The following is a 12,320-nucleotide window of genomic DNA, read 5'->3' as shown; positions in this document are numbered from 1 at the left end:
TTAGGAATGATTTAATTCCATCACTATCTTAATATCTGATGATGCTCTAAAACTTAAATTATTACTTGCCTCGAAGTTCAAGTTTAAATAAGTCTACAACCCCAATAGCATTTCTGTACCGCCATTTTTTATTAAAAATCTTAGATTCTAGGTTTTCAGGCAAGTCGTAAAACTTTAAAATTTTTCGACGCATCTCTTTTCTCCATTTAATCTCCTTATTCAACTTTTGATATCCAGAGAAACAACAGCTAAAAGTCAATACTGTAAAACCAAGAATAGAAACTCCAACAAAAGTGCTATCCTCACGCATAGAGTGAGACAAAACAAAAAATAAAGTTAGTAAAATGTGCCAAAATTCGATGGTGAAAGCATGGTTAGGATTCGCTGCACGGTCATGTAAGTATGGATTTAAATATATAAGTTGATTTTGTTTAACTGCTACAACCAAGTGTTTTCCGCAATCAAGCTCTTTAAAAGCAATGACATCCACATTTCCAACAGAATTTAACAATGCTTGGCTGATCACAAATCGAATTGGCTTATTATCCAAATTTGCTTGATAATCTATGACCTGAATACGTTTAATAATTCTTAGTTTGTTATCAAACCAATTAATTGTCCCCTCTTCCGTTTTTCTAATTGAATTTATTTTTCCAGATATAAGTTCTAGCTGCTTTGACATACGAATTTCTTTTTATAAACTTTTATAATCTATCAAAATGATACAGCAAACATCATAATTTTTTAAATAAAATTATAGATATAAAAACATCCACCAAAATTCATGAATAACCAAACAGATGAAATTAGATACCGACAAATACTAAAATCTGCAAATCCAATCATCATCAATTGAAATTTCTTTTTTACTTCTTAAATGATAATGATTATTATTTATATAAATAAGATTTAAGATGGTGACAGCAATGGCAAATATTCAGCAATTCGTGATTAACAATCAACGAACTTTAAAAAAAACGTTAAGTTACTACTTCATGCATATCACAGTAGCAATGCTGGTTGCCTATGTTGTAACAGGAAATCTGATCATGGCAGTGACTTTGAGCTTGCTTGAGCCCACAGTACAAGCCTTTGCATTCTTCTTCCATGAAAAAATTTGGAATAGAACTGAGCAAAAAGTCTAACTTTTAATTATACATATACAGCTTAAACTATATTTGTTCAGCGCTTTTACCTAAAATAGTCAGCTATATATGTCTCAGAACAAACATCTAAATTTTAATGATTTTCGAGTCTAAACTATGAATCTTGCCGCTTTTGAAGCATTTGTTAAAGTGATGGAAACGGGTTCAATTTCGATTGCTGCCGAACAACTATTCATTACTCAGCCAGCGGTAACGAAACGGATTCATAGCCTAGAAGATTATTTTGGTGTGAAATTATTTGAATCCGCAGGCCGCGGTATTCAACCAACTCATGCAGCGCATTCTTTACTTCCAAAAGTAAAAACTTGGCTCAATGAGCTCGGTGAAATCCACCACACACTAAGTCATGAACAAGCACAGGTACAAGGTCGTTTAAAGATTGGTACAAGTCATCATATCGGTTTGCACCATCTCGCAGAGCCACTAAAAGCTTTCGTACAGCTCTTTCCTCAAGTCACTTTAGATGTACATTTTGTTGATTCAGAACAAGCACATGAACAGGTACTTGCAGGTGAATTAGAACTCGCTTTCCTGACGCTTCCACCGACGGGAGATGATCGACTTAATTATTTAACTATTTGGAATGATCCTTTAGTTTTTGTTGCATCACCATTTCATCCACTCTCGCAACAAAGCAACCTTACATTAGAAGACTTAATTGCTTATCCGAGTTTATTGCCATCAGCGCACACCTATACCAGTCAAATCACCTTAGCTGAGTTTGAAAAAAAAGGGCTAAAGCCTAAAATCACGATGAGTAACAATCCCTTAGAATCAATTCGCATGTTGGTTTCGATTGGTCTGGGATGGTCAGTTCTACCAAAGACGTTACTCAATCAGGATTTGAAACAGCTCGATTTACAATTAAATATGAATCGCCAACTGGGTATGGTTTGGCATCCTGCACGTATTCAATCTAAAGCAGCAGAAGAACTCATTCAAATGATGCAAAAAGATTAATCGCCTCCGCAACTGCTGCAACTACTTCCACAACTTGAAGAAGACTGAGCTTGCTGGTATTTAGAATAGTCTTTGCTCATTTCATCCAAGTCAAAGTATTGACCATCAACCCAACCTAAGGCTTGATCTATCACGAACAAACGAGGTATGACAGCACTATGCTTGGGTTCGAATCCATGTAATTTACAGCTTATTTTCCATGATTCGAATAACTGTTTTTGTTGTTCAGATTCAGTGATGGAATGATATGGTTTGTGATTGAGGACTCGGCCAAGTGTTACGCGACATAATTGCTGATACTGCTGAGGAAACTCCAACATCACATGCCAAAGTGCATCAACCGCATTTGATGGCATTGCATAAGCTTGCTTTTGCATAACATGCAGCGCCAAATAATCCTTAAAACCCACTTCTATTAATTGTCGTTGTTTCAAAGTCAGCTCAGGATGAGACTGGCGAAGTTTATTCCAAAAAATCGGCTCTATTTTTAGTTGTTCAATCGTCTGTAATCGAGCGCGTTGAGATCGGGTAAGCAATGAAATATTGATAACAAGCACACACCAAAGTATTGGAATAATCACCCAAGCTGTCCAAAATTGCTGCTGCCACGCATACATCAATCCGAATATGATAAAAGGTAAAATGATCCAACGTGTTTTTATAATCGGCTGTTGTCTTTTTAATCTCAGCAATTCGCTGAGTTGATTGGAAGTTTGTGCTTCTTGATTTATTTTTATTTTCATACTGACATCTTAAAATTTAAAAGTGACATTTATATGACAAAAAAACCTCCCTGACGAAAGGGAGGTTTTAATAATTCATTCAAATTATGCTGACTCAGTTAGATTGACCAATCTTGAATTTCCCAGCCCTGTTCTTGCGCGAGTTTTTCCAAACGGTCATCTGGGTTCACCGCAATCGCATGGGTCGCGTATTCAAGTAAAAAGCGATCATTGATTGAATCTGAATAAGCCCAAGACTCCTCAACGGTACGACCAGCTAGCCATTGATCTAAGCGCGTCAATTTACCTTGTTGATAGCAAGGAACACCTGTGACTTTCCCCGTGTATTGTCCATCAATGACTTCTGCACTGGTCGCAATAATTTCAGTAATCCCAAACTCACGGAAAATAGGTGCGGTAATAAAATCACTCGTCGCAGTAATCCCGACAATCGCATGGCCTAAGTCTTGATGTTTTTTAATTGCATCAAAACCTTTAGGTCTCATTTTCGGGCGGATGACTTTCTGCATAAACAATTGATGTAACTCAGTTAAATACTGATTATCGTGTTTAGTTAAAAACTCAAAAACAAATTCATTATACGCAATCGGGTCAAGCTGACCCGCTTTATAATCTTCATAAAACTTGTCATTCATTTGACGATGATGAACTGGATCAACCAAACCCTCATTGACCAAAAATTCACCCCATGAATGGTCAGAGTCAGTATTTAACAGCGTATGATCTAAATCAAACAAAGCCAATTGCATAGAATTTCTCGTTTAAACTGAAAATTAAGAAAAAAAATGTAAATCTATCTCCGCTAGTCGATAGAAATTCGTTAAGATCATAGCAATTTTAAACATTTTACTTTGACCTTTTTCGAGTTGGACGTGAAGAGTGACTGTCCCCGAGATCAAAGTCAACGATATAGACAAAATTTAGGTAGCCAAATGATCGACTCAGAAGGTTTCCGACCCAACGTCGGGATCATTTTGGCAAACGATGACGGACAAGTCTTATGGGCAAAGCGCATTGGTCACAATGCTTGGCAATTTCCACAAGGAGGTATCCAGTTTGGAGAAACCCCTGAACAGGCACTTTATCGTGAACTGAGAGAAGAAGTCGGCTTATTGCCCGAACACGTCCAAATTATAGCGCAAACAAAAGGTTGGCTGCGTTATCGTTTGCCACATCGGTACATTCGGTCAGATTCAGATCCGGTATGTATTGGACAAAAGCAAAAGTGGTTTTTACTGAAGTTAACGGCATCGCCTCATCATATTCAGTTAAACTTATCAGACCCACCCGAATTCGATGAATGGCAATGGGTGAGTTATTGGTACCCATTGGGTCAAGTGGTCAACTTCAAACGAGATGTTTACCGCAAAGCCATGATGGAGTTGTGTTTACAATTACCTCAGCGTTAATTGTCGTAGAATCATCATTTTAAGCAATGATTTTTGACATTAGAGCTGTTATAACTAGGCCTATAACGATTCAATAAATTGGAGTAAACATCCATGTCAAACATGCAACTCGACACGCTTAGACGCATCGTACAAGAAATTAATGCGTCCGTCAGTTTGCATGAATCTTTGGACATTATGGTCAATCATGTGGCTGAAGCAATGCATGTTGATGTCTGCTCTATTTATTTATTGGATGAACGAAATCGCCGCTATGTGCTTATGGCTTCGAAAGGTTTAAAACCAGAAGCGGTCGGCAATGTCTCCTTAAATGTTGGTGAAGGTCTGGTTGGTTTAGTCGGTCAACGAGAAGAAATTGTCAACTTAGACAATGCGCCAAAGCATGAACGCTTTGCTTATTTACCCGAGACAGGTGAAGAACTATATAACTCATTCCTTGGCGTTCCTGTGATGTATCGCCGTAAAGTAATGGGCGTTTTAGTCGTTCAAAATAAAGAGTCACAAGACTTTAGCGAAGCCGCGGAATCATTTCTTGTTACCCTTTGCGCACAACTATCTGGTGTGATCGCACATGCTCATGCAGTCGGGAATATTGATGTATTTCGTAAACCGAGTAATGGATCAACCTATAAAACATTCCAAGGGGTTTCGGGTGCTGGCGGTATCGCGCTAGGTCGAGCAATTGTGCTATATCCCCCAGCCGATCTAACTGCAATTCCTGATCGTGAAGCTGAAGATATCAGCGATGAATTAGAACTTTTGGATCAAGCGATCGCTTCTGTTCGTCTTGAAATTCAATCTTTAGATGAAAAAATGCAAGACTCTCTCATGTCAGAAGAACGTGCATTGTTTAGCGTGTTCTTACGAATGTTAGATGAAAATGTCTTGCCGAGTGAAATCAAGGAACATATTCGAGCAGGAAGCTGGGCGCAAGGTGCTGTACGTAAAGTCATCGATAAACATATTGCGCTATTTGCGCAAATGGAAGATGACTATTTACGTGAGCGTGTTTCCGACTTAAAAGACCTTGGTCGTCGCATTCTCGCATGTTTGCAAGAAGCCGATTCTAGTCACCGAGAACTGAGTCCAGATAGTATCCTGATCGGCGAAGAAATCAGTACTGCTGCGTTGGTCGAGCTTCCTGTCGATAATATTGCTGCAATTGTAACTTCTGAAGGTGCTGCCAATTCACATATGGTGATCGTGGCGCGCGCTCTCGGTATTCCAACGGTTGTTGGTGTGACTGAGCTCCCAATCACGACGCTTGATGATATTGAAATGATTGTGGATGCGTATCAAGGACGTGTCTTTGTCAATCCACCACGTCGTTTACGTCAACGTTATAAAGAAGTTCAAAAAGAAGAAGAACAAATTGCAAAAGATTTAAAGCAGTACGAAACTAAAGATGCTGTAACGCCTGATGGTGTTGCTATTCCGTTATTCGTCAATACGGGTTTAATGATCGATGTTGTGCGCGGCGTACAACGTGGTGCAAAAGGTGTTGGTTTATATCGTAGTGAAATTCCATTTATGCTACGTGAACGCTTCCCTGGTGAAGAAGAACAACGCGCCATTTACCGCCAACAGCTCAGCCATTTTGCCAATAAACCTGTGATTATGCGTACACTGGATATTGGTGCGGACAAAGACCTTCCTTATTTCAGCATTGAAGAGGAAAACTCTGCTTTAGGTTGGCGTGGTTTGCGTTTTACTTTAGATCACCCTGAGATTTTTTCTGCACAGATTCGCGCGATGCTCAAAGCCAGTATTGGATTAAATAATTTACATATTCTTCTTCCGATGGTGACTAGTGTCAGCGAAGTAGAAGAAGTGTTGTATTTACTTGAGCGTGACTGGATTGCGGTCCAAGAAGAAGAGCAAGTCAAAATCACACGTCCTAAAATCGGGATTATGGTTGAAGTACCAAGCGTACTATTACAAGTTGGTGAGTTTGCCGAACTGGTTGATTTCTTCTCGGTGGGTTCAAATGATTTGACACAATATTTACTTGCCGTAGATCGTAATAATCCGCATGTTGCTAACGTATATTCGCACTTCCACCCTTCGGTATTACGTGCCTTAAAACGTTTAGTTGAAGAATGTCATATTCATGAAAAGCCTGTAAGCGTCTGCGGTGAAATGGCTGGTGATCCATTATCAGCAATTTTATTAATGGCGATGGGCTTTAATACACTCTCTATGAGTTCGAGTAATATTCTGCGTGTGCGCAAAGCAATTTGTCATGTGCCTATGACAGATGCTCAAAGATTATTAGATGATGTTCTACAAATGAATAACCCTCTGGTCGTGAAAAGTTGGTTAGAGCATTACTTTAAGACACATGGGCTTGGCGATATGGTTAAATCCAATCGTTTAGTCGGTGCCTAACGCATTTTTAAAAATAAAGAAAAAGAGCGATTATTCTTAGAATATCGCTCTTTTTTATATAAGTATTTAAATTTTACTTAGTTTCACGTAAGTAAATTTGCTGCGTATTCCCATTCAATGTCACTCGTGGAAACTTACGATCATAATCAATCACAATTGCATCTTTACCTGAGAGATTCTTCATATCAGACTCCCATGTCACGTAATAAGTAACTTCCGCATCACTTCTTACTGGTGGTCGAATCAACTTCAGATGATCCGTAGGTAAGCTCAATTCAACACGAAAAGGGACTTGTGATACTTGAACTTTCTTTTGTTGAATCAGGGTTGCTGGGACATCCGCCATACGGCTTTCGACAGCATATAGACTTACTGTGCCCTGTTGTGGTTGAACGCTGTAATTTCCTTGCCCAACAAATTCTACCGTTACGGCGCTAGAGTGATTTGCTTTGATATGATCTGTTTGTGGCATAGAGCTACAACCCGTTAAAGCTGTCAAAGATAGACCAAGACTCAGTGCTATTTTTTTCATTTTTGAAATCTCTTAATTAATCAAACAAAAATACCATAACCAACTCCAAAAACTGCTCCACTTACACATCTTCAACTCAAAGCATCATCAACAATTAAAATATCAACTCAGCAGACTATTTGTAACGAATCACTTGAAATAATGGAATTAAGTTCCTTGCCCGATGAAAATAGCTGACTTTTACATAACTGCAACAGATGGGAGCCATTATTATTTTAAAAAAACAAATATTTTTAAAGCATTCTCGGCTTAGCTTCGACGGATACTCGACGAAAGTAAAATAATTCAATAATTCTTTATTTTTCATTATGTTTTATCTTTTTTTAACAATTTATACATCCACAACAACACAGTTCATGTTTAAGATTTATGCAACTTCAATCGAATAAAGCATTTAAGACATCAACTTTAATCCATTGGAAAAAAAGGTTTCATAAACCTAGAGTAAAAGTACAAAGAATGTGAACTGATTCATGTGAAACCAAACTTAGGCATCTCTTAACTCGATACCCAATTTGCAGGATGAATCACTAAAACATTCATAATTTTGAACGGTAAATAGTTGAAGTGACTTCGCTCACAAGTCATTTTGATGGAGAAAGATCATGAGCCAAGACGATAAAGTACAAGCAAATACAACGTCCTCAGGACAATGCCCTGTTCTCCACGGCGGCAATACGGAAATGAGCGGTGGCCCAATGGCATGGTGGCCGAATGCTTTAAACCTCGACATTTTACATCAACACGATAAAAAAACTGATCCAATGGATCCAGATTTTGACTATGCCAAAGCATTTGCTGAGCTTGACTTAGAAGCGGTTAAACAAGACCTACGTGAATTGATCAATACTAGCCAAGATTGGTGGCCAGCGGATTGGGGCAGTTATGTCGGGATGATGGTTCGTACCGCATGGCACCTTGCAGGAAGCTATCGTAAACAAGATGGTCGCGGTGGTGCAAATACAGGTAATCAACGTTTCGCGCCATTAAACAGCTGGCCTGATAACGTCAATACAGATAAAGGCCGCCGTTTGTTATGGCCAATCAAGAGAAAATACGGCAACAAAATCTCATGGGGCGATTTAATCGTACTCGCAGGTACAGTGGCATATGACGTTGCTGGATTAAAAACCTTTGGTTTCGCAGGCGGCCGTGTCGATATTTGGGCACCTGAAAAAGATGTGTACTGGGGCAGTGAGAAAAAATGGTTAGATGCAACTAAAAACCGTTATGACAACGATCAAGATCGTGCATCCCTTGAAAATCCACTCGCAGCAGTACAAATGGGTCTAATTTATGTCAACCCAGAAGGTGTAGATGGTGTACCTGATCCATTGCGTACTGCACAAGATATGCGGACCACATTTGACCGTATGGGGATGGATGACGAAGAAACGGTTGCTTTAACTGCGGGTGGTCATACTGTTGGTAAGGCACATGGTAATGGTAAAGCAGAAAACTTAGGCGCTGATGTGGAAGGTGCTGATGTTGAATTCCAAGGCTTAGGTTGGCATAACTCAGAAGGCACAGGCAATGCTGGTAATACCATGGTCAGTGGTATCGAAGGTGCTTGGACGACTCATCCAACCAAATGGGATAATGAATTCTTCTACTTACTTTTCACTTATGATTGGGAATTGCGTAAAAGCCCTGCGGGTGCGCATCAATGGGAACCGATCAATATCAAAGAAGAAGATAAACCAGTTGATGCCCACAATCCGAATGTTCGCCGCAATCCAATCATGACTGATGCCGATATGGCACTTAAGATTGATCCAGAATACCGTAAGATTTCTGAACGCTTCTATCGTGACCCAGCCTATCTTGCAGAAGTTTTCTCTCGCGCTTGGTTCAAACTGACGCATCGTGATATGGGGCCAAAAAGTCGTTATTTAGGTGCGGATGTACCAGCAGAAGATTTAATTTGGCAAGATCCTATTCCAACCGTGGATTACACCTTAACTGATGGTGAAGTCGCAGAACTCAAAGCGAAGTTACTTGCAAGTGGTCTATCTGCTGCTGACCTCATCACAACCGCTTGGGATAGTGCACGCACTTACCGTGGTTCGGATTTCCGTGGTGGTGCAAATGGTGCACGTATCCGCTTAGCACCACAGAAAGACTGGGTTGGTAACGAACCTGAACGCTTACAAAAAGTCTTGGCAGTGTTGGAGTCAATCCAAGCAAGCCTAAGCAAGAAAGTAAGTATTGCTGATCTCATCGTACTTGGTGGTACAGCGGCTGTTGAACAAGCAGCACATAAAGCTGGTGTTCAAATTACCGTGCCATTTGCAGCAGGTCGTGGCGATGCAACTGCCGAACAAACAGATGTTTATTCATTTGAACCATTAGAACCGTTACATGATGGTTTCCGCAACTGGCAGAAACAACACTATACAACGACACCAGAAGAGTTATTGCTAGACCAAGCTCAACTTTTGGGACTCACTGCACCTGAAATGACTGTTTTAGTTGGTGGCTTACGTGTACTTGGTGCGAACTATGGCGACAACCCTCAAGGTGTACTCACAGATCGTATTGGTGTGCTCAGCAACGATTTCTTCGTAAACTTGACGGACATGCAGTACAACTGGAAACCAACAGGCCGTAACAACTACAACATCGTTGAGCGTGACAGCGGTACAGTAAAATGGACAGCAAGTCGTGTGGACTTAGTATTTGGTTCAAACTCCATTCTACGTGCTTATGCTGAAGTCTATGCACAAGATGACAACAAAGAGAAATTCGTAAAAGACTTTGTTAAAGCTTGGGTCAAAGTGATGAATGCAGATCGTTTTGATCTCGCCTAATCCATGTGATATTTTAAATGAAAGAAAATAAAGAACCCTCGTGGTTCTTTATTTTTATATAAAACGCAAAATATTAGTAGAAAAATAATCATGCCAAATCAAATCCAACAATTGATTCAAGAACACAACATGATCCTATTCGATGCGCAGTGTGTGCTCTGCTCCGCTTGGGCTGACTTCATGATCAAACATGACCATCAAACTCAATTCAAATTAGTCTCTGTTCAGTCTCAACTAGGACAACAAATTCTTAGAAAATATCAATTTCCAACTGACCATTTTGAAACCATGATTTTGCTAGAAAAAGGTCAGCTTTATACCGAATCAACTGCTTTTTTGCGGATCATGCAGCGTCTCGATTTCCCTTATTCCAGTTTAAAATACGGCAAACTGCTTCCAAAAAAGTTACGCGACTTTGCCTATCGTCGCATCGCATTAAATCGTTATCGGCTATTTGGCAAAACTGAGCACTGCTATGTTGTTGGTTCAGATGTGGAATCGCACTTTTTATTAGATGAGAAATTAAAATGAAGAATGCTGAAATGGCGCTTCATCGTATCTTAAAATTTTGTCAGTTGATGATTGCGCTACTTTGGATTTATCAAGGGTTATTTCCCAAATTCATCTTTCAAGTCGCTGATGAAAAGGTATTATGGCAGTTCATACATATCCCGACATCCTATATCACCGATATGATTGTTTTATCAGGGATTGCAGAAATTATTTTTGGAAGTCTATTCTTATTTATCAAACATCAGTATTTACATTATCTGAATTTATTGGGTTTGACCCTCTTATTGCTCTGCGTTCTATTGATTTATCCAGACAGGATTTATCAAGCATTCAATCCTGTCGTTATGAATTTGGGGTTAGGTAGTCTCTCAGTCATCGCACTTTGGTGCATTGATGCTCAAAAAATTAAGCCCGAATAAAATGACCTTCACGAATACAATAAAAAGGATTAACCAATTTTGAAGAAGACTTCATCGCTTGCTGTAGTTCATGCTCTGGCGCATCGCGCTTTTCATCCGTAAGCTGAAAAGTTCGATAATGAATCGCCAAGGAACGATGTGCGTGTAAATCCAAATGTGCATGGAACGCATCTTGCGGGTTCATATGTACATAACGCATCAATTTTCGTGGCTCATACGCCCCGATTGGTAGTAGCGCAACTCGTGCATCTCCATAACGCTCATGGATCTGTTTAAAGTGGCCTGCATAACCTGTATCACCTGCAAAGAAACAGTGTCCAGTTTTTGCCAATAACGAAAATCCCCCCCAAAGTGCTCTATTTTGATCTCGGATTCCACGTCCTGAGGCATGTTGCGCTGGTGTGTATGCAATCTTCAACTCATCATGGAACGGAATTTCTTGCCACCAATCCATTTCAATCACATGCAAATGTTTGGGCATATAGTGACTATTGCCTAAGCCTGTGTAGATTGGCATCTCGAATTTTTCATGCAACCATTCTAAAGTCGCAAGATCCATATGATCGTAGTGATTGTGGCTCAATAGTACGCCATGAATCGTAGGTAAATGCTCAAGTGCGATTCCAGCAGGACAAGCACGCTGCGGCCCTTGCCCTTGTTTAGGACTCACATATTCACACCAAACTGGATCAGTCAAAAAGTTATATGGTCCAATTTGAATCAAGACTGTGGCATGACCAACAAACCAGATTTGCCAGTTATTGAGGTCTGCTTCGGGTCGATTTTGCGGAAGCTCCAACATATGGTTACGCATGTTCCATTCATGCGAACGGTCAACATTCCACGTATAAGATTTACGTGTCGCAAGCCAAGTCAGTAATCCTTTTCGATCAAAAGGCGTTAGACGCTTTTCCAAATTATAAAAGCGATCAACCCCACAATGATCAGATGTTTCATGTGGAAATGGAGGTTTCCCAAAAGTATGGCTCAAGCAAGATTGGGTCGGCAATTGATAGGTTAATGTCGGCTTATCTTTCATGTACTTCTTCTATAATGAAATCTGATCATCTTTAGCATCAATGAATAAGCTTAAAATGATAACGGACTATCACTCTAACTTTTTTCAAATCAATCTATTGTATGAGTTTTGAGAGGGTTTGATTACAGTCAAACGATCAAATTTGATCCTAACATAACGTTTTTAGTTATGCTGATTTTCTTTACTTGAGTCAATACAAATTTAAGTTATTGCTAAGCTTCATCATCTAGATTACTCCTATCGAATGCTTAATTTTTTAATACATTTTTTATATTTTAAAATGAAGCATATTGTATAAAAAAGCAGCTACTATATAATCCGCCACACAGAACGACTTTCGA

General features: G+C 39.5%; 12 protein-coding genes. 7 read left to right on the top strand and 5 right to left on the bottom strand.

Going from position 1 to position 12,320, the window contains the following annotated elements; genetic code table 11:
• Positions 1–61 precede the first annotated feature (61 nt).
• Positions 62–682, bottom strand: coding sequence for a hypothetical protein (locus tag F959_RS01215; protein WP_004876660.1), 621 nt, complete (start codon positions 680–682; stop codon positions 62–64).
• Positions 683–926: 244 nt separating this feature from the next.
• On the opposite strand from F959_RS01215, the gene F959_RS01210 reads away from it, so the two are divergent.
• Together F959_RS01210 and F959_RS01205 are read left to right on the top strand one after the other, a co-directional pair.
• Entirely contained in the window at positions 927–1,145 is a 219-nt protein-coding gene (locus tag F959_RS01210; protein WP_029424871.1) for a DUF2061 domain-containing protein, read from the top strand.
• 117 nt (positions 1,146–1,262) lie between these two features.
• Positions 1,263–2,126, top strand: coding sequence for a LysR family transcriptional regulator (locus F959_RS01205; RefSeq protein ID WP_004876657.1), 864 nt, complete (start codon positions 1,263–1,265; stop codon positions 2,124–2,126).
• Here F959_RS01205 and F959_RS01200 read toward each other — a convergent pair.
• Together F959_RS01200 and F959_RS01195 are read right to left on the bottom strand one after the other, a co-directional pair.
• Positions 2,123–2,869 (bottom strand): glycine-rich domain-containing protein, encoded by a 747-nt coding sequence (locus tag F959_RS01200; protein ID WP_004876656.1) that lies wholly within the window; start codon positions 2,867–2,869, stop codon positions 2,123–2,125. The two genes, F959_RS01205 and F959_RS01200, sit on opposite strands and share 4 nt — an antisense overlap.
• Before the next feature lie 98 nt (positions 2,870–2,967).
• Positions 2,968–3,618 carry an HAD family hydrolase gene (locus F959_RS01195; protein ID WP_004876649.1) on the bottom strand — a complete coding sequence of 217 codons (651 nt, stop codon included), beginning with the start codon at positions 3,616–3,618 and terminating at the stop codon, positions 2,968–2,970.
• 183 nt (positions 3,619–3,801) lie between these two features.
• On the opposite strand from F959_RS01195, the gene F959_RS01190 reads away from it, so the two are divergent.
• A complete protein-coding gene (locus F959_RS01190) occupies positions 3,802–4,278 on the top strand; it encodes an RNA pyrophosphohydrolase (protein WP_004876647.1) in 477 nt (158 codons plus the stop codon).
• Positions 4,279–4,371: 93 nt separating this feature from the next.
• The gene (gene ptsP, locus F959_RS01185) at positions 4,372–6,666 is read left to right on the top strand and encodes a phosphoenolpyruvate--protein phosphotransferase (protein ID WP_004876644.1); all 2,295 of its coding nucleotides are present in this window, start codon (positions 4,372–4,374) and stop codon (positions 6,664–6,666) included.
• Positions 6,667–6,739: 73 nt separating this feature from the next.
• On the opposite strand, the gene F959_RS01180 is transcribed toward ptsP, so the two are convergent.
• Positions 6,740–7,198 (bottom strand): hypothetical protein, encoded by a 459-nt coding sequence (locus F959_RS01180; RefSeq protein ID WP_004876643.1) that lies wholly within the window; start codon positions 7,196–7,198, stop codon positions 6,740–6,742.
• Between the two features lie 605 nt (positions 7,199–7,803).
• Here F959_RS01180 and katG point away from each other — a divergent pair.
• The 3 genes from katG to F959_RS01165 all read left to right on the top strand — a co-directional run bounded on the left by katG (position 7,804) and on the right by F959_RS01165 (position 10,940).
• Positions 7,804–10,008 (top strand): catalase/peroxidase HPI, encoded by a 2,205-nt coding sequence (gene katG / locus F959_RS01175; RefSeq protein ID WP_004876641.1) that lies wholly within the window; start codon positions 7,804–7,806, stop codon positions 10,006–10,008.
• Positions 10,009–10,098: 90 nt separating this feature from the next.
• A complete protein-coding gene (locus tag F959_RS01170) occupies positions 10,099–10,539 on the top strand; it encodes a thiol-disulfide oxidoreductase DCC family protein (protein WP_004876639.1) in 441 nt (146 codons plus the stop codon).
• Complete coding sequence (locus F959_RS01165) at positions 10,536–10,940, top strand: DoxX-like family protein (RefSeq protein WP_004876638.1); 405 nt, start codon at positions 10,536–10,538, stop codon at positions 10,938–10,940. Before F959_RS01170 ends, F959_RS01165 begins: the two co-directional genes overlap by 4 nt.
• Here the strand turns inward: F959_RS01165 and F959_RS01160 are convergent.
• The gene (locus tag F959_RS01160; RefSeq protein WP_004876636.1) at positions 10,927–11,979 is read right to left on the bottom strand and encodes an MBL fold metallo-hydrolase; all 1,053 of its coding nucleotides are present in this window, start codon (positions 11,977–11,979) and stop codon (positions 10,927–10,929) included. The genes F959_RS01165 and F959_RS01160 overlap by 14 nt on opposite strands.
• Between the last annotated feature and the right edge of the window lie 341 nt (positions 11,980–12,320).

Source organism: Acinetobacter venetianus RAG-1 = CIP 110063 (assembly GCF_000368585.1).
Taxonomy (GTDB): Bacteria; Pseudomonadota; Gammaproteobacteria; order Pseudomonadales; family Moraxellaceae; genus Acinetobacter; species Acinetobacter venetianus.
Note: the sequence above shows the minus strand (reverse complement) of the source record. Positions and strands in the feature narration are given on the sequence as shown.